Origin of the sequence: Mycolicibacterium baixiangningiae (assembly GCF_016313185.1) — a bacterium.
GTDB lineage: Bacteria > Actinomycetota > Actinomycetes > Mycobacteriales > Mycobacteriaceae > Mycobacterium > Mycobacterium baixiangningiae.
Window position 1 is genome coordinate 4956491 of sequence record NZ_CP066218.1, and the last position, 17135, is coordinate 4973625.

Sequence of the window (17135 nt, forward strand, 5' to 3'; positions counted from 1 at the left end):
GCGGGGCGTTGGTGGTGTCACCGTGCCGCCCCCGTCCAACCGGATGGCGTCACACTTTCAAGACGCAGACGCCGCCCGAACGAATTGCATCGGTGCTCTTCTCGATGAACGCGAACGAAGTGCGGTCCGACGACGTTCTGAACCGAAGGAGTCCATGGCGTTTCAGCCACTGGACATCGGCGGAAGGGAATTCACATGGCACGACTGGACGACAAGATCGCCTTGGTGATCGGTGGCGCGAGCGGAATCGGCTACGCCATCTCGGAGCGCTTCGCCGCCGAGGGCGCCGAAACCTACCTGACGAGCCGGAGCAAGAGCAGTCTGGACGAGGCGGTCGAGCGCATCGGTGCCCGCGCGCACGCGGTTCCGATCGACGCCAGTCAGCTCGATGGACTCGAGGTGGGCATCGAGTCGGTGCGCGCGCAAGCGGGGCGCATCGACGTGCTCGTGGTCAACGCCGGCACGGGCGAGCCCGGCGGCATCGGCGAGATCACCGAGGACAACTTCGACCGTACGGTCGGGCTCAACCTGCGCTCGCTGCTGTTCGCTGTCCAGCTGGCCCTGCCACTGATGGGTCCGGGAGGCTCGATCGTCCTCATCGGTTCGTGTAGCGATGAGATGGGTTTCCCCGGCCTCGGCGTTTACGCGGCGACCAAGGCCGCCGTCAGGTCTCTCGCACGCACGTGGACGCTCGAACTTGCTCCACGCGCCATTCGAGTCAATGTGATCAGTCCCGGCCCCACCGACACCCCGATGCACCGCTCCGCCCCCGAGGAGGTCCGCCAGTGGTTGATCTCGAAGGTCCCCCTCGGACGGGCCGGGCGCCCCGAAGAGATCGCCGCCGCCGCACTGTTCCTGGCCAGTGATGAAAGCAGCTACGTGGCCGGGACCAGCCTCAGCGTGGACGGCGGCATGGCCCAGGTCTAGCAGCGGCCTCGCTGTACTGCCAGCGCGGCGAGCGCCCCCGCTTCGTTGACGGCCAGATGCGCCAGCATCGGGGCGACGAGGCTCCCGGACCGCTCCGCGAGCCGTGCGAACACCCAGCCCGCCACCCCGGTGGTCACCACGGTCCCGACCACCGGCTCACCGGCGGCGCGGGCATCCGCGATGTGTGACAGCCCGAACGCGGCCGACTGCAGCAGCCGCCCGCGGGCCGGTCCGAACGCCTCGGCAGCCAGATGCCCTAACGCGCCACGGTAGCTCGCCTCCTCGGCCCACACCGTTCCGAGCGGGATGCGCACCAGCAGCCACCAGGCCGGGGCATCGGGCAGACGCCGCTTCCTCATCGCCGATCGGACAGCGGGCAGCGCGGTGGACGCCGCGACACCTGAGGCCACGACGGCCGCGGCCGCCGCCCCTGTCCGCAGACCGCGTTGCAGCGCGGGAGGGCGCAGCCCCAGCGGTGCCCGGGTGACCCCCGCCAGCACGGCGCCGAACACCGCATGCACGACGACGACCCATCGCCCGGGCAGGCGCGGACTCACCAGACCGCTCAGCAGAACCAGCGCGATGGCCAGTGCCACAGACGTGATCCGGTTGTGCCGCATCAGTATTCGGGCCCGTCGATACCGGCGGAGTCGCGCAGCGCGGCGCGGATGCGTTCGGTGTCGCGCGGGGTCCACCCGGATGGCGGTGCGACAGCCGCCCACCCGTCGAGAACGGATTCGCCGTAGTTGTGTCCATGGCCGCCCGGCATCCCGGCGGCGTTGGTCATATCGGCGCTCACCTGCCAGAACGTGACGATGGGATACCAGCGCATCGATGCGCTGCGGTCCCGGCCCGGCGGCTCTCTCAGCCAGTCCGGGCGGGCAGTGAGCAGGTCCGGTGTCCACCAGACGATCGGGTCGGACGCGTGCTGCAGGAAGAGCACGCGGGCGCCGTGCCACTCTGCGGCGGTGTCGCGGGCGATGACGGCCGGATCGTTCGCCTGCGAGAACCGCACTGTGCGGCCACCGTCGTAACGCGGTTGCACCTCAGGAGTGCCGGGGTCACGCCTCTCGGTGATCGCCGTCCAGAGCGGGCTGGCGTTGGGCGGACCCACCCACAGCACCGACGTGAACCCCAGGTCGGCGATGTCGGGCAGCCAGGCGAAGGCGCCCTGGCCCGCCATCGACCCGAGGCTCTCGCCGTAGAGCACCAGCTTCGGCCGCTGTTGCGGCGGGCGCTGCGACCACCGCTGCTGCACCGCGTCGATCAGCATGCGGCCCGACTCCACCGACTTCTGCTGATCGCCGAGGAACGAGATCCAGCTGGGCAGATACGAATACTGCATCGCCACCATGGCGGTGTCGCCGTTGTACATCAACTCCAGCGCGCGGGCGGCGACCGGGTTGACCCACCCGGTTCCGGTGGTCGGCACGATCACCAGCAGTTCGCGGTCGAACGCCCCGGTCCGTTCCAGTTCGCTGAGCAGCACGGCGATCCGCTGTTCGTCGGTCCCGGCTGTCTGCAGGCCGGCGTAGACGCGAATGGGCTCCTGCGCCGGTCTGCGGTTGACCCGCTCGAGTTCCGCCGCGTCGGGTCCGGTGGCGACGAAGTTGCGGCCCTGATAGCCCAGAGTGTCCCACTCTGCGAAAGACGCAGGGCTGCCTGAACGTTCGCGCTGGGCCGGCTGACTGATGCCCTCGCGGGTAGTGGCGTTCTGCGGCTGGAAGATGCGGCTGGCACCGGCCAGGAACCCCTGCAGCAGTACCCCGTTGATCAAGGTGACGATTAAGACGACGACGACCGCGGTGCCGATCAGAAGCGCCATCTCGTCGCTGAGGCGCCACCGGCGGATGAGCAGGCGTGCAAGGGTTTTGATGGTGTCGAGCACTACTCGGGTGACCGCGACGCACACCGCGCCGACGAGGACCGCGACCACCAGCACCCGCAGGTAGCCGACCGTGTCGGGCCCCGGTAGACCCATCTCTGCCGAGACCTGCCGCTGCCAGGCAGCCGCGGGAACGACCATCAGCACGCTGGCGCCGAGGGCCAACCCGACGGTGCCGGCCTTGAGTGCGTACAGCTTCCGCCGAGACGGCGGCCACCCGGGCTGTCCGCGTACCACGAAGCGCGCCAGAATCTTCGAGAGGAAGGCACCGATTCCATAGCCGATCGCGCCGTTCAACCCTCCGATGAGGCCCTGGAACAACCAGTCGCGCGGCAGGAGCGACGGGGTCAGCGACAGGCAGAAGAACAGCGCGCCGAAAGCGACGCCGGTGAAGTCCAACCGGACCAGGCCCCATGCCCAGATGAGCAGGGGGTGGCGCCGCGGGCGTTCGGGAGTGTCGGTGACGGTGTCACCGGAGACGTCATTGGTCTGCGAAGTCACCCGAACAGTCCGGGCAGCACGCCCTCGGAGGTGGTGCGCAGTTCCGCGAGCGTCACCGTGAACTGGTCCTGCACCTCGACCGCGTCACTGCCCGGATCGACCACGCCGATCCGGGTGGCGGGCAGGCCGCGGGCTTCACACATCGAGCGGAACCTGCTCTCCTCCGTGCGGGGCACCGCCACGAGCACCCGGCCGGCGGACTCGCTGAAGAGGGTGACGAACGGGTCCGCGCCCTCGGGAAGCAGTAAGCGGCAACCGGTTTCGCCGGCCAGGGCGGCTTCCACCACCGCCTGGATCAGGCCGCCCTCGCTCAGATCGTGTGCGGCCGAGACCAATCCGTCCCGGGAAGCAGAGGTGAGGACATCGGCGAGCAGCTTCTCCCGGTCGAGGTCCACCTGCGGCGGTAGTCCGCCGAGGTGCCCGGCGATGACCTGCGCCCAGATGGACCCGTCGAATTCGTCGCGGGTGTCGCCGAGCAGGATCAGCGTCTCGCCCGGTTCGGTGCCGAAGCCCGTCGGGATGCGGCGTTTGACGTCGTCGAGCACCCCGAGCACACCCACCACCGGGGTGGGCAGGATAGCGGTGCTGCCCGTCTGGTTGTAGAAGCTGACGTTGCCGCCGGTGACCGGAATACCAAGGGCCGCACAGCCATCCGCGAGCCCCCGCACGGCCTGGCTGAACTGCCACATCACGCCGGGATCCTCCGGGGAGCCGAAGTTGAGGCAGTTGGTCACCGCGACCGGCGTCGCGCCGGTGACCGCGACGTTGCGGTAGGCCTCGGCCAGTGCGAGTTGCGCACCGGTGTACGGGTCGAGTGCGGTGTAGCGGCCCGAGGCGTCCGTCGAGACCGCGATGCCGCGCCCGGTGGCTTCGTCGATGCGCAGCACGCCGCCGTCGGCGTGCTCGGCGAGCACGGTGTTGCCACGCACGTAGCGGTCGTACTGTTCGGTGATGTAGCCGCGGCTGCACAGGTGCGGGCTGCCCACCATGGCCAACAGGGTGGCGCGCAGTTCGTCACCGGTGGCAGGTCGGGGCAGGCCGGCCGAGGTGTCCGCGTTGAGCGCATCCTGGGTGTCGGGCCGCGCGAGGGGACGCTCGTACACCGGCCCCTCGTGGGCGACGGTGCGCGGCGGCACGTCGACGACGGTCTCGCCGTGCCAGGTGATCTCCAGCCGGTCCCCGTCGGTGACCTCGCCGATCACGGTGGCCAGCACATCCCATTTGCGGCAGACCGCCATGAACGCGTCGACGTTGTCCGGGGTGACCACCGCACACATCCGCTCCTGCGATTCACTCGACAGAATCTCGGCGGGGGTCATATTGGCCGCCCGGAGTGGGACGCTGTCGAGCTCGACACGCATCCCGCCGTCGCCAGCGGATGCGAGTTCCGATGTCGCGCAGGACAATCCGGCTCCGCCGAGGTCCTGGATACCGACCACGAGGCCCGCGGCGTAGAGCTCGAGACAACACTCGATGAGCACCTTCTCCATGAAGGGGTCACCGACCTGCACCGAGGGGAGTTTCTTGCGGCCGGGGCCCGAACCCTCGTCACCGCCGAAGGTCTCGCTCGCCAGCACCGACACCCCACCGATGCCGTCGAGACCGGTGCGCGCGCCGAACAGGATGATCTTGTTACCCGCTCCGGACGCGAACGCGAGGTGCAGATCCTCTTTGCGCATCGCGCCGACGCACAGGGCATTGACCAAGGGATTGCCCGCATAGGAGGGGTCGAAGACGGTCTCGCCGCCGATGTTCGGAAGTCCCAGCGAGTTCCCGTATCCCCCGACGCCGCGGACCACGCCGTCGAGCACCCGCTTGGTGTCGGGGGCGTCGGCGGCGCCGAACCGAAGCTGGTCCATCACCGCGACGGGGCGCGCGCCCATCGCCATGATGTCGCGCACGATGCCGCCGACCCCGGTGGCCGCGCCCTGGTAGGGCTCGACGTAGGACGGGTGGTTGTGGGACTCGACCTTGAAGGTCACCGCCCAGCCGTCGCCGATGTCGACGACGCCGGCGTTCTCGCCGATACCCGCGAGCATCGCCGCGCGCATCTCGTCGGTGGTGGTCTCCCCGAAGTAGCGCAGATGCACCTTGGAGGATTTGTACGAGCAGTGCTCACTCCACATCACCGAGTACATCGCCAACTCGGCGTCGGTGGGCCTGCGGCCGAGAATGCCGCGAATGCGCTGGTACTCGTCGTCCTTGAGGCCCAGTTCGCGGAACGGTTGGGGCTGGTCTGGGGTGGCTGCGGCCCGCTCGACGGTGTCCGGCGATGGGGCAAGCTCCTGCGTCACGCAGACAGTCTATTTGCCTGGGTCGCTGTGTTCCGCCTCACGGGACGAACCGCGCCTCGCGGCGTAGGTGTGAGCGGCGGCCGGCGCGGCCAGACCGTGCATGACGACGCTGCCCAGCACGCACAGCACCACCACCAATCCCACGGTGGTCTCGTCGTGTCCGTCCAGCACGTTGAACGCCAGCAGACCGAACACGATGGTCGTGGTGCCCCGCGGTCCCAGCCCACCGACCAGCAACCGTTCATGCCCGCTGAACCGGGATCCGAGCATCCCGATCGCCACCGGCACGATGCGCACCACGGTGAGCGCCAGCAGGCAGAACACCACGGTGCCGACCGGCACGCCGCGCTCGAGGATCGCCACCGCCGTCACCCCGAAGGCGAACCACATGCCCACCGCCAGCAGGAAGCCGACGTCGTCGACGAGTTCGAGGTCACGACGGATGTCGTCGGAGTGCCTCAGGTACTTGAAGGCGATCCCGCAGACGAACGCCGATACGAAGCCGTTGCCGTCGACAGCGAGGCTCAGGCCGAAGGCCAGCAACGGCGCAGCCACCAGCACCAGCCGCTTGGACTGGACGGTCATCCAGTCGCGGCGCTGCGCGGCGTTGGCGGCGACCGCGAGGAGGGCGCCGATCACCAGACCGACCACGATGGCCTTGGCCGCCTGTGGCACCGCCGCGCCCAGCGCCTGCAGCGGGGTGTCGGCACGGGTGTCCTGGTCGGCGAGCACGAGCGCGAAGATGAAAACCGGGGACACGATGCCGTCGTTGTAGCCGGCCTCGACGTTGAGCACGTTGCGCACCCGCTCGGGCACCCGCCGGTCCCGCAGGATCGACGACACCGGCGCGAAGTCGATGGGCACGACGATGCAGGCGATCACCAACAGCACCGCCCACGACGAACCGGGCAGCAGCCACAACCCGCACAGCAGCGCGACCGCGACACTCAACGGCAGCGCGATGAACAGGATGCGCAGCGCGGCCTTCGGTTCGTAGCCGAGCAGTCCGCCGCGCACGTCGGTGGCATCGACGAACAGCAGGATGGCGAGGATGATCTCGGCGACGTGTTCGGCGATCTCGGTGTTGAGGCCGGCCGCCACCCGATCCGAGGTGGCGAGGCCGATCAGCACACCGGCCAGGACGATCACCATCGGCGCGGTGACACGCCAGCGCTCCATCCGACGGGCTGATACCGCCCACGCGGCCAGCACGGCCGACACCGCGATCAGGGACAGCAACACGGCGGGGTCAGGTACCCGCCACGCAGAACTCGTTGCCCTCGGGGTCGGCGAGCACGACCCAGCTGAAGTCGTCACCGAAACTGTGCGTGCCCCGCTCCGAAGCACCCATTCCGATCAGCCGTGTCACTTCGGCCACGACGTCGCCCGCGGTGAAGTCGATGTGGACGCGGTTCTTGCCCGGTGTCACGTCGGGCACCTTCTGGAAGCCCAGGCGTGGGCCGGTCTCACGCATGACGACGACGAATTCCCCCGGCGCGAAGGCACTCACCTCGCCACCGACGGCTTCCGCCCACCAGCCGGCCAGCGTGTCGGGATCGGTGCAGTCGAACGTGATCATCTCCACGGTGAGGGTCATGGCGCCAACCCTAAGTCAGCCCGGCGACAGAAACGCCTGCAGCGCTGCCGAGTACGCCGCGACGTCCGCGGCGCCCATGAGCTCCCGCGCGGAGTGCATGGCCAGCTGCGCCGCGCCGACGTCGACGGTGGGGATGCCGGTCCTGGCCGAGGTCATCGGGCCGATCGTCGATCCGCACGGTAGGTCGGCGCGGTGTTCGTAGCGCTGCATCGGCACCCCGGCTTGCGCGCACGCCAGCGCGAAGGCCGCGGCCGTGCGTCCGTCGGTGGCGTAGCGGAGGTTGGGCTGCACCTTGAGCACCGGCCCCGCGTTGACCTCGATGAGGTGGTTGGGCTCGTGCCGCTCCGGATAGTTGGGGTGGGTCGCATGCGCCATGTCGCCGGAGGCGACCATCGACCCGGACATCCGCCGCAGCAGGTCTTCGCGATGTCCGCCGGCCGCCAACGTGATTCGCTCCAGCACCGTGGGCAGCAGCTCGGACTGGGCGCCGTGATCGGAGGTGGAGCCGACCTCCTCGTGGTCGAAGAGCGCCAGCACCGGCACCACGTCGCGGGGCTGCGCGGCCAACAGTGCCTCCACTCCCGCGTAGCAGGTCGCCTGGTTGTCCAACCGCGGCGCACTCACCAGCTCCCGGTCGGTGCCGGCCAGTGTCGACGGTGTCAGGTCGTGGGTCATCAAATCCGCGGCGAGCACAGCATCTTCGGCCACTCCGGCGCGGTCGGCGACCCAGCCCAGGAAGGATCCGGCCGCACCGCCCACCCCCCACACCGCATTCACGTGACGCTGCGGATCGAGGCTGACCCCCTTGCGGTCGTCGGAGAGATGAATCGCCAACTGCGGCACCCGCAGAATCGGGTCGTCGATGCGGAGCAGCCGGTGCTCGATCCCGTCGCCGACCCGGATGGAGAGCCTGCCGCTGATTCCCAGATCCCGATCCAGCCACGAGTTCAGCCACGCGCCGCCGTAGGGCTGCAACGCCACGATGCGCCAACCGGCGACGAAGCGGTCCGGGTGTTGCTTGACGCGAAGGTTCGGGCTGTCGGTGTGACCGCCCACGATCCGGAACGGTGTGTGCGGGTCGGCACCTGCCCGCCATGCGACCAGCGAGCCGGCCCGCACGGTGAAGTAGTCGCCCGCCGCGGAAGGCCACGCGTCGCCTTCGGCGAGCTCGGTGAACCCGGCGCCGCGCAAGCGGTCCGCGACGGTGCTGCACACGTGGAACGGGGACGGCGAGGCGTCGATGAACGCGCACAGGCTCTGGGGGCTGGGTGGCATCTTCTCATCTTGACGGTCGTTTCGTTGATCTTGAAGCTAGGGTTCACTTTGTGCCCGATCCACTGCCGTAACCGGTACTGGCGCCGCTGACCCCGTCGGCCATCTTTCTGGTGGCCACCATCGACGACGGCGGCGAATCCACGGTGCGGGAGGCGCTGCCGGGCATCGCGGGTCCGGTGCGGGCGATCGGTTTCCGCGATCCTTCGAAGAATCTGTCGGTCGTCACCTCCATCGGGTCCGACGCCTGGGACCGCCTCTTCACCGGACCGCGTCCCGCCGAACTGCACCCGTTCCGGCCCCTCGACGGTCCGCGCCACCGCGCACCGTCCACGCCGGGCGACCTGCTCTTCCACATCCGGGCCGAATCCATGGACATCTGCTTCGAACTGGCGATGAAGCTGACCCGGTCGATGGCCGGGGCGATCACACTCGTCGACGAGGTGCACGGTTTCAAGTTCTTCGGCAACCGCGACCTGCTGGGTTTCGTCGACGGCACCGAGAACCCGGACGGTCAGCTGGCGCGCAGCGCCACCCAGAGCGGTAACGAGGACCCCGCATTCGCCGGCGGCTGCTACGTGCACGTCCAGCGGTACGTGCACGACATGTCGGGGTGGAACTCGCTGTCGGTCGAGGAGCAGGAGCGCGTGATCGGACGCATTAAACTCGACGACATCGAACTGGGCGATGACGTCAAACCGGCCGATTCGCACCTGGCGCTCAACGTGATCGAGGATAGCGACGGCAACGAGCTGAAGATTTTCCGTCACAACATGCCGTTCGGTGAAGTGGGCAAGGGTGAGTTCGGCACGTACTACATCGGCTACGCGCGCACACCGACCGTCACCGAGCGCATGCTGACCAACATGTTCATCGGCCATCCGCCGGGCACCACCGACCGCATCCTCGACTTCCCCACGGCCGTCACCGGATCGCTTTTCTTCACCCCGACCGTCGAGTTCCTGAACACCCCGCCCCGCTGCCGGAACCGGTGGCTGCGCCGACACCACCGGCGCCGGAATCGCACGGCTCGCTCGCCACATCGCCGGAGGGCGGGTCATCGACGTCAGCGCCCCCGGCGGCCCTGTCACCGCGGCGATTTCGACCGGTCACCTCCGCGACGTGACGCCCCCCAGTGACGGGGTGGTCGTCACGCTGCGCGAGAGCAAGCCCACGGTGCGGTTGCGGGTGCCGTTTACCGTGTCCCGCGCCGCGGCCGACGACGTCGAGCGGGGTGCGCAGGACTCCGACTGGATCCGGTCAAGGATGTGGCGAAGTAGCTGGCATTCGTGGAAGACCGCGCGATCTTCGACGGCTGCAAAGCGGCGTCGATCAACGGCATAAGGACGTACAGCAGCAATCCGACGCTGACGCTGCCCGACGACGCTCGCGGGATCCCCGACGTGATCGCCCAAGCCCTGTCGGCGCTGCGCCTCGCCGGTGCCGACGGCCCGTACTCGGTCCTGCTGTCCGCTGAGGCGTACACCAAACGCGAGCGAGACCACCGAACACGGCTATCCGATCCTCGAGCAACTGAACCGAATAGTCGACGGCGACATCATCTGGGCGCGGGCGGTCGACGGCGCGTTCGTATTTTCAACGCGCGGCGGCGATTTCGACTTGCAGCTCGGCACGGACGTGTCCATCGGCTACCTGTCCCACGATGCGGGGACGGCGCAGCTCTACCGCGAGGAGACGCTGACGTTCGTGTGCTACACCGCCGAGGCATCCGTCGCGCTGACGGCCTGACGAGACCCACGAGCGTGCATGTCTGCACGCCGCGCGGGACGCACACCACGCGCGCCCCCGGGCGTATCGAGCGTGCGTTTCAGGGCGCAACCAGCGAGAAGAGCCTGTCATTGGTGCGCTGGACCAACGTGGTGTTCACCTTCCACACCTCTTTGGCTTCATTCGGCGCGGAGCCCGGGATCGACCACAGGACTTCACAAGTCGCCAGGTCCACGCCCTGGGCGGGTGAGCGGTCGCCGAGCGCGACAGCCACTTCGCCGTCGGACGCGAGGTAGTACGCGCCGAGGCCCTCACCTTCACACGTCTTTCCGGCGTCGCCGGTGTCGAGATCGAATTGCTGCCAGACCCGGTTCTCCGGGTCGGCAGCCAGATAGAACCAGGATCCGATCAGGCGGGCGCTCGTGGCCGGCTTCGACGGCGGCAGTTCGAGCAGTCGACGGCCATCAAGAGTGATGACTACACGACTTCTCTCGGCGGCGATCATCGGAATGTCGACGGACCCGCTGTCGAGCTTTCCGTGCACTGACGGCTCCGCGAGCTTACTGCCCGTGTCGTCGAAGAATGCCACTTGGTCCTTGGTGAAGTCGTCCGCTGGGACGAATTCGTATCCGAAGCCGCCGGGGTAGACGACAGCGCGCCCCAACTGAACACCATGCGACACCGCTGGATCGACGACCTGTCCGTCGACGACCGAGAACACGACATCGGCGACCTTGCCACTGCCCTGTACGGCGAGCGTCGAGGGAGCAGTGTCCCGTCCCGGACGGGTGAACTGGGTGGGCAGTATGCCGTCGCCGGGCACGAACCAGGTCACCTCGGCGCGTGCCCCCACCCCGTGCACACCCTCACCGGTGACGGCCGCTACCGCGTAGTCACCGACCTGCTCGAGACGCGGGTGACCCTGCGTCATCGCCACGCGTAGATCGGTCGGCCCATCGTAGGTCAGCTTGCCCGCCGACGTGTCGACAACCCATGCAGTCGACGGCGCGCTGGGATCAGGCCCTTGCCGGACGCAGAGCACCCTGGGTGGACCGTTGACGTAGCAGTTGAAATCTGTTGCGTCACCGGCTGATCCGAGTTGTAACGGACCGAACGATCGTTCTCCGCTGGTGACGTCGATACCGAGCAGCCACCAATCCTCGTCGGTGATACCGAGGAAGATGCCGCGGTCACCGATGTTCCCCACCGGACGGACGACAGTGCCAGCCGGGAGCCCGAGATTGTCGACAGTGACCGTCCATCCTGGCACCGGTTCCTGGCGCATCGATGCGGAGAGCAGAACCTGCTGTGGCAGCTTCGGTAGGGACGGTGCCTGCGGAGCACCTTCTGTGGTGCCGGCACAGCCGACGAGCGCAAGCAAGATGACCCCGAGAATCGACCATGCCTTGAGCCACAACGGGCGGTCACCCTTCGTCGTCATCAGGCACCCCGCGCCTGAGAGCGGAGCCGTGCCGCTGCGCTGCCGTCGGTCAATTCACTGCGATGCTCGGGATGCTGCCAGTAGAAACGCAAGAACTCCCTCAGGTCACCTCCCCCGGGCGTGTACCAGTCCGTCGGCAACTCCCGCATGCGACCGTCATCTCCGACGATGTATGTGGTTCCGGTTGGCCGGTCCTCCTTCTTCGCCCTGTCGGCGATGTCCGCGATCTCCTCCCACGGTCGCTTCACGGAGGTCATCGTGTTCCCTGTCTCGACGCCGTCAACGGTGAGCCGTAGGTAGCTGGTTCCACGCCGCCAGATGATCTGCCTCAAGCTGAGAACGCCGACGAATAGACCTGCAGCGCATATGAAGACGAAGTAGCGCTGATTTCCGCTCGGCACATCGACGTCGAGCATGGCAAGCGGGGCGAAGACCGCATAGACGGCCATGGCGACGTATGCCCCAACGGTCGACGCCATTAGCGAACCGTCCACTTTTTTGTCCGGGCGCACCATGACGGCTCCGTCATCGTAGGTCACGCGAGGTGCCACCTTTCGCGACGCGACGCTCAACAACATGGCAACCAGTCCGAGCGTGAAGACGGCGAACCCCAGGGCCACCACGGCGGAAAGGTATTCGCCTCGCATCACGAAGCGAAGAGTCCAGGTAAGGCAGAAGATCCCGAAAGGTGCGAAGACAATGCAGAGGAAGGCGACAGCGATCGGCGATTTCATGGTCCACACACCACGTTGCCGATCAATTTCCCGACATAGCCGAACGCGAAGCCGCCGGCGACGTTGGCGCCCATCGCCGCGAAGGGACCAACGCCCGGAATGGCTCCGACGGCGACGGAGGTCGCGATGCCGCCGGCGAAGCCGACACCACCCGACCACGTGGCGACACACTGCTCGTACACCGTATTGGCCGTATAGACGCCGAGGACGGCTTGAGCAATGCCCATCGCCGGACCACCCCACTTGGCGCCGGCCTTGAGTCCGTCGAGAACCGGGGCACTCAGCCCCTGAATGCCCTTACCCGCCTGCACCTCCAGTCCAGACAGCGCACCGCCGGCCAACGTAGGGATGGGATCTTGAAAGAACGAATCCGGCAGGGCGGAGTGCTTTCCGTCAGGGGTGGTGCAACCGCCGGACTGCGTGCCATCCGGATTCTGTGAGATGTCGATCTTCGTCCCACCGGCGTACCACACCTCGGTGAGCTTGCCACCATCCTCCCGGGGCGTGGTCATGGTCTCTGAGACGAAGTTCCCGTTCTTGTCGGTGTGCACCACCTTGAGAGTCCCTGCGGCATACATCTGTTGACTGGGCAATCCCTGATCGATGTACTCGGTCGCGACCTGTGTACTGCCGTCGAGCATTCTGTAGGTCGTGACCAGGTTGCCGTCTCGGTCGGTCGACTCGCTGACGTCGCGCACCGTGGTCGCCAGGTCCTGGTCGCGCGCCATCTCCTGGAACTGCTTTCCGTCCGGCGTTGAGGGATCGGGAACGTCATCCGGTGGTGGGGCGGGCACCGGGCCGGGCGGCCCGTATTCGAGATTCTCGAAGCTCAGGCCCTCGCCCCTTGCCACGATGAGTTGCTGCGCAGTTCGGTCGTCGCTTTCGCCGACCGCGTTCAGCATTCCATTCACTTCGGCTTGTGCTGCCTCGGCCAGCTTCTGGAGCTCTGCCGCCTGCTCCGCGGACATCTCCGCAGGGTCGATCATCACGACCCACTGATCCGTGACGTTCAGCGGGCCTGCGTCGATCTCGTCTGCCTTGGCGAGCAGGGTGGTCCGGGCGCTGCCGATCGACGCACTTCCGGTACGCAAAGCTCGAGCGAATGCATCGGTGTAATTCTTGAGACTCGACGACCGCTCGGTCGCCCGGGTGAACATCCGGGTGGCAGCGTCGTGGCCCTGCCCGGCCCAGCCCCGCGACTCGGGCATCCGGTCGATGCGGTCGTCGAGGTTGACGACTGAGTTGTAGATCGATTCGCCGGAAGCCGCGATCGTCGATGCGGCCGCCGCCAGCGACTCGGGGCTCCAGCTCTTGAGCCGTGAACGTGAGGGCAGCACTGTCAGAACAGCTGGTCGAAGGTGCCTGCCAAGCCGGCGTCCTCGACTTCGTAGCAATCGCCTGCCCCGCGGACCGCGACGCCCATCGCCTGGACGTCCGTGACGATGTCGCTTGCCGCCAACCCGAGGTGGTGGCCGACCTCCCGGGCCGCCCACTGCGTAGACGAGCCGGGCAGCCCGTCCGCCGCAGAAGGCGCGAGATTGCCGACATTCAACCCGCTGATCGCGGTCGCGGCCGCATCTACCTGCGCAGCAAAGGCGCGCAGCACCTCGGGATCGACCAACACCGCTCGAACCTAACACCGGTCCGAACCGGCTCAGCGCACGAATTCAGACCGTGAGCACCGCGTCGAGCGCCGACAGGAACAGGCCGAGCCCGTCGTCGGACGGTCCGGTGAGCGCCTCTGTCGCATGTTCGGGGTGCGGCATCAGGCCGACGACGCGGCCGTTGGCCGAACTGATCCCCGCGATGTCGCGCATGGACCCGTTGAGGTTCTCGCGGTAGCGGAAGACCACCCGGCCCTCACCCTCGAGTTCGTCGAGCACCTTCTCGCTCGCGACGTAGCGGCCCTCCCCCGACTTCAGCGGGATGAGGAGGTCGGCGCCGTTCTCGTAGCGCGTGGTCCACGCCGAGGTGTTCGAGGCGACCTGCAGCCACGTGTCGCGGCAGATGAAGTGCAGCCCGATGTTTCGGGTCAGCGCCCCCGGCAGCAGGCCGGATTCGCACAGCACCTGGAACCCGTTGCAGATGCCGAGCACCGGCATGCCCTGCTCGGCCGAGCGGATGACCTCACCCATGACGGGCGCGAACTTCGCAATGGCGCCCGCGCGCAGGTAGTCACCGTAGGAGAAACCGCCCGGCACCACGACGGCGTCCACACCCTTGAGGTCGGCGTCGGCATGCCACAGGCTGACCGGCTCGGCACCGGCGAGCCGCACTGCGCGTGCGGCGTCGATGTCATCGAGTGTTCCCGGGAACGTGATCACTCCCACCCGTGCGCTCATGCGTCACCCCTGGACACGGACCAGTCCTCGATGACGGTGTTGGCCAGGAGGGATTCGGCGATTTCGGCCACCGTCTCGTCCGTGACGTCGCCGTCGATCTCCAACTCGAATCGTTTGCCTTGCCGGACATCTGAGACACCCGTCACACCGAGACGTCCCAACGCGCCGACGATCGCCTGACCCTGGGGGTCGAGGATCTCCGCCTTGGGCATCACGTGCACCACCACCTTCGCCACGGCGATGACTTTACCGGTGCCGCGGCACCTTGCCGGTTACCGGCATGAGCCGATGTACGCGGTACAGAGTGGCGCGGCCAGCGCGTCGAGCACAGCGGCGTCCGCAACGGGACGCCAGAGCACCGACGGTTGTGCCGTGGACCACAGCGCCAGCTCGGTGATCGTGCTGTTGCGCGTGTCGGCGACGAGGTACTGGTGCAGCACCGTACGGTCGGGTGCGCTCAGCACGGCCGCCATCCGTGTGGGTTCGGCGGCGGTCACCGACGGCGAGGTGGACGGGGCGCTGAGCTGGCAGTTCCGCAGCGCGGTGACCGCCTCGTCGAACACCGCGGTCGCCAGCTCGCCGCCGCGCCAGGTCTCCCCGCGCCAGTGGATGACCTGGGCCTGCAGGTGCCACTGCCGGTCCGGCGAGGTGATGGACGCCCGGGACGCGACCGCCCAGGTGCGTGGGTCGTCGACGGCCGCCGCCGGCGTGGCGCACATCTCCTCGAATCGGAACAGCGGAGTGACCGCGGTGACCGACAGCGTCGACAATTCCGGCCAGCGGTACACGTCGTACAGCGGTATCGAGGGCGGCGCGATCCATGCCGACCGGGGAATCCGGTCGCAGTTCGGTGGACAGTCGAGTGGGTTGGCCGGAGCCGAAACCGGGGTGATCAACGCCACCCCGCAGCTGGCCAGCACCGCCGCCACAAGTAACCGCATCCGAACCCCCACCCACGGCCCCCGCCTGAGCGCCAGAATATAGCCATGCAATTGACTCATTTCGGCCATTCGTGCTTACTCGCGAGCTTTCCCGACGGTTCCGGGACCGATACGACGGTTTTGTTCGATCCGGGCACTTTTTCGCACGGATTCGAAGGCGTCACCGGGCTGTCGGCGATCCTGATCACCCATCAACATCCCGACCACGCGGACACCAGCCGCCTACCGGCCCTGCTCGAGTCCAATCCGCAGGCCGCTCTGTACTGCGATCCGCAGTCCGCGCAGCAGCTCGGCGGCACGTGGCGGGCAGTGCACGCCGGCGACGCGTTCACTGTCGGACACCTGAGCGTGCGCGGCGTCGGCGGCCACCACGCGATCATCCACCCGGAACTGCCCGAGATCGACAACATCTCGTACCTGCTCGGCGACGGCGACCACCCGGCCAGGCTGATGCACCCCGGCGACGCCCTGTACGAACCGGGGGAACCCGTCGACGTGCTGGCGACACCCGCGGCCGCGCCCTGGATGAAGATCTCCGAAGCGGTGGACTATCTGCGGGCCGTCGCACCCGCCCACGCGGTACCGATCCACCAGGGCATCATCGATCCGAGCGCTCGCGGAATCTACTACGGTCGCTTGAGCGAGATGACCGACACCGACTTCCAGGTCCTCGACGAGGAGAACGGCACCGAGTTCTAAGCGGCGGCGGTCTGAACGGCGGCGGTCTGAACGGCGGCGGTCTAAGCGGCATCCCTACGCGCCAGGCCCAATTCCCACCGGTACACGTGCGGTGTGCACTGATGCATCAACGCGAGGTCGATCGCGTCCAGTACGGCGTGGCGTGGGCCGGGGCGGCCGAGTTGCTTGGCGGAGACCGCGAGTCGGACCATGCCGGCACGGCGGGCGGTCCGCTCGGCGGAGAGCACCACGGTGCGGCACCACCACGGTTCGGCGACGAATCCTGCGCCGACGCCCACCACGCGTGCCCGCTCCGTGGTCCGACGAACCAGATCGGTCACCCCGCCGAAGCCGGCAAGCAAACGAAACCCGTTGCGTGGCAATGCGATAGACGTCCCATGCGACACCGTCCACCCCGGCGCGGCGAACAGCCGGGTGCGCAGCCCGAGGTGTTCGAGCACCCGGTCCGCGCCCATCAGCCGCAGATTCGCCTCGTGGGCGGCCAGCGAGGCGAACTCGCTGCGCCGCTTCTTGGTGGCGGCCTCGTCGAACCCGTGCAGGACGATCGCATCCCCGGCCGTCCGCCGCTCCTGGAGCCACTCGACCGTCGGGATGTCGCGCTCGAGGCGGTAGCCGCCCTTGAGGCGCGGGGCCACCAGGAAGGACACCGGCACGCCACGGGCGTCGAGGTCGGCACGGAAGTCCGCGACATCGCCGAGGGTGCGCGCACTGACGTGGGAGATGGAGACGATCAGTTGTCCTGCCACGCCCGAAGTGTGGCAACCCGAGGTGTCG

General features: G+C 67.9%; 17 protein-coding genes and 1 pseudogene. 4 read left to right on the forward strand and 14 right to left on the reverse strand.

Annotated features, from left to right (window positions below):
• The first annotated feature begins 195 nt into the window (after nt 1–195).
• On the forward strand, nt 196–927 hold the full coding sequence (locus tag I7X18_RS23525; protein WP_193046370.1) for an SDR family NAD(P)-dependent oxidoreductase: 732 nt from the start codon (nt 196–198) through the stop codon (nt 925–927).
• Here the strand turns inward: I7X18_RS23525 and I7X18_RS23530 are convergent.
• Genes I7X18_RS23530 through I7X18_RS23555 form a run of 6 tightly spaced genes read right to left on the reverse strand, consistent with a single transcriptional unit; the run spans nt 924 to nt 8479 of the window.
• Nucleotides 924–1547, reverse strand: coding sequence for an Rv0804 family intramembrane glutamic endopeptidase (locus tag I7X18_RS23530; RefSeq protein WP_193046371.1), 624 nt, complete (start codon nt 1545–1547; stop codon nt 924–926). The two genes, I7X18_RS23525 and I7X18_RS23530, sit on opposite strands and share 4 nt — an antisense overlap.
• Nucleotides 1547–3313 (reverse strand): alpha/beta hydrolase, encoded by a 1767-nt coding sequence (locus tag I7X18_RS23535; RefSeq protein WP_193046372.1) that lies wholly within the window; start codon nt 3311–3313, stop codon nt 1547–1549. Before I7X18_RS23535 ends, I7X18_RS23530 begins: the two co-directional genes overlap by 1 nt.
• The gene (purL, locus tag I7X18_RS23540) at nt 3310–5607 is read right to left on the reverse strand and encodes a phosphoribosylformylglycinamidine synthase subunit PurL (protein ID WP_193046373.1); all 2298 of its coding nucleotides are present in this window, start codon (nt 5605–5607) and stop codon (nt 3310–3312) included. The genes I7X18_RS23535 and purL overlap by 4 nt, the downstream gene beginning before the upstream one ends.
• 9 nt (nt 5608–5616) lie before the next feature.
• Nucleotides 5617–6849: a cation:proton antiporter domain-containing protein gene (locus tag I7X18_RS23545; RefSeq protein ID WP_193046374.1), complete on the reverse strand. Its 1233-nt coding sequence runs from the start codon at nt 6847–6849 to the stop codon at nt 5617–5619.
• Nucleotides 6850–6856: 7 nt separating this feature from the next.
• On the reverse strand, nt 6857–7204 hold the full coding sequence (locus I7X18_RS23550) for a VOC family protein (RefSeq protein WP_193046375.1): 348 nt from the start codon (nt 7202–7204) through the stop codon (nt 6857–6859).
• 15 nt (nt 7205–7219) lie between these two features.
• Complete coding sequence (locus I7X18_RS23555) at nt 7220–8479, reverse strand: M18 family aminopeptidase (RefSeq protein ID WP_193046376.1); 1260 nt, start codon at nt 8477–8479, stop codon at nt 7220–7222.
• Nucleotides 8480–8589: 110 nt separating this feature from the next.
• Between I7X18_RS23555 and I7X18_RS23560 the strand changes: the two genes are divergently transcribed.
• Together I7X18_RS23560 and I7X18_RS23565 are read left to right on the forward strand one after the other, a co-directional pair.
• On the forward strand, nt 8590–9615 hold the full coding sequence (locus tag I7X18_RS23560; RefSeq protein WP_232375316.1) for a Dyp-type peroxidase: 1026 nt from the start codon (nt 8590–8592) through the stop codon (nt 9613–9615).
• A pseudogene (locus tag I7X18_RS23565) lies at nt 9512–10225 on the forward strand (family 1 encapsulin nanocompartment shell protein); the annotation flags it as partial. The gene I7X18_RS23560 and the pseudogene I7X18_RS23565, both read left to right, overlap by 104 nt.
• A 79-nt stretch (nt 10226–10304) precedes the next feature.
• Here I7X18_RS23565 and I7X18_RS23570 read toward each other — a convergent pair.
• Genes I7X18_RS23570 through I7X18_RS23600 form a run of 7 tightly spaced genes read right to left on the reverse strand, consistent with a single transcriptional unit; the run spans nt 10305 to nt 15662 of the window.
• Nucleotides 10305–11645 (reverse strand): 9-bladed beta-propeller domain-containing protein, encoded by a 1341-nt coding sequence (locus I7X18_RS23570; protein ID WP_226863541.1) that lies wholly within the window; start codon nt 11643–11645, stop codon nt 10305–10307.
• Nucleotides 11645–12379: a hypothetical protein gene (locus I7X18_RS23575; protein ID WP_193046377.1), complete on the reverse strand. Its 735-nt coding sequence runs from the start codon at nt 12377–12379 to the stop codon at nt 11645–11647. The genes I7X18_RS23570 and I7X18_RS23575 overlap by 1 nt, the downstream gene beginning before the upstream one ends.
• Entirely contained in the window at nt 12376–13716 is a 1341-nt protein-coding gene (locus tag I7X18_RS23580; RefSeq protein ID WP_193046378.1) for a hypothetical protein, read from the reverse strand. Before I7X18_RS23580 ends, I7X18_RS23575 begins: the two co-directional genes overlap by 4 nt.
• A gap of 2 nt (nt 13717–13718) precedes the next feature.
• On the reverse strand, nt 13719–14003 hold the full coding sequence (locus I7X18_RS23585) for a type VII secretion target (RefSeq protein ID WP_193046379.1): 285 nt from the start codon (nt 14001–14003) through the stop codon (nt 13719–13721).
• A 43-nt stretch (nt 14004–14046) separates the two neighbouring features.
• Nucleotides 14047–14721: a phosphoribosylformylglycinamidine synthase subunit PurQ gene (gene purQ, locus I7X18_RS23590; RefSeq protein WP_193046380.1), complete on the reverse strand. Its 675-nt coding sequence runs from the start codon at nt 14719–14721 to the stop codon at nt 14047–14049.
• The gene (purS, locus tag I7X18_RS23595; protein WP_193046381.1) at nt 14718–14957 is read right to left on the reverse strand and encodes a phosphoribosylformylglycinamidine synthase subunit PurS; all 240 of its coding nucleotides are present in this window, start codon (nt 14955–14957) and stop codon (nt 14718–14720) included. The genes purQ and purS overlap by 4 nt, the downstream gene beginning before the upstream one ends.
• A gap of 36 nt (nt 14958–14993) precedes the next feature.
• Nucleotides 14994–15662 carry an ATPase gene (locus I7X18_RS23600; RefSeq protein WP_193046382.1) on the reverse strand — a complete coding sequence of 223 codons (669 nt, stop codon included), beginning with the start codon at nt 15660–15662 and terminating at the stop codon, nt 14994–14996.
• Nucleotides 15663–15707: 45 nt separating this feature from the next.
• Here I7X18_RS23600 and I7X18_RS23605 point away from each other — a divergent pair, with 45 nt between their 5' ends.
• Nucleotides 15708–16361, forward strand: coding sequence for an MBL fold metallo-hydrolase (locus tag I7X18_RS23605; RefSeq protein ID WP_193046383.1), 654 nt, complete (start codon nt 15708–15710; stop codon nt 16359–16361).
• A 41-nt stretch (nt 16362–16402) separates the two neighbouring features.
• Here I7X18_RS23605 and I7X18_RS23610 read toward each other — a convergent pair whose 3' ends face one another.
• A complete protein-coding gene (locus I7X18_RS23610) occupies nt 16403–17107 on the reverse strand; it encodes a DUF2334 domain-containing protein (protein ID WP_193046384.1) in 705 nt (234 codons plus the stop codon).
• Nucleotides 17108–17135: the final 28 nt, after the last annotated feature.

Coding starts and splice junctions, on each gene's coding strand:
- I7X18_RS23525 (WP_193046370.1), top strand. CDS start 196: ATGGCACGACTGGACGACAAGATCGCCTTGGTGATCGGTGGCGCGAGC.
- I7X18_RS23530 (WP_193046371.1), bottom strand. CDS start 1,547: ATGCGGCACAACCGGATCACGTCTGTGGCACTGGCCATCGCGCTGGTT.
- I7X18_RS23550 (WP_193046375.1), bottom strand. CDS start 7,204: ATGACCCTCACCGTGGAGATGATCACGTTCGACTGCACCGATCCCGAC.
- I7X18_RS23555 (WP_193046376.1), bottom strand. CDS start 8,479: ATGCCACCCAGCCCCCAGAGCCTGTGCGCGTTCATCGACGCCTCGCCG.
- I7X18_RS23570 (WP_226863541.1), bottom strand. CDS start 11,645: ATGACGACGAAGGGTGACCGCCCGTTGTGGCTCAAGGCATGGTCGATT.
- I7X18_RS23575 (WP_193046377.1), bottom strand. CDS start 12,379: ATGAAATCGCCGATCGCTGTCGCCTTCCTCTGCATTGTCTTCGCACCT.
- purQ (WP_193046380.1), bottom strand. CDS start 14,721: ATGAGCGCACGGGTGGGAGTGATCACGTTCCCGGGAACACTCGATGAC.
- I7X18_RS23600 (WP_193046382.1), bottom strand. CDS start 15,662: ATGCGGTTACTTGTGGCGGCGGTGCTGGCCAGCTGCGGGGTGGCGTTG.
- I7X18_RS23605 (WP_193046383.1), top strand. CDS start 15,708: ATGCAATTGACTCATTTCGGCCATTCGTGCTTACTCGCGAGCTTTCCC.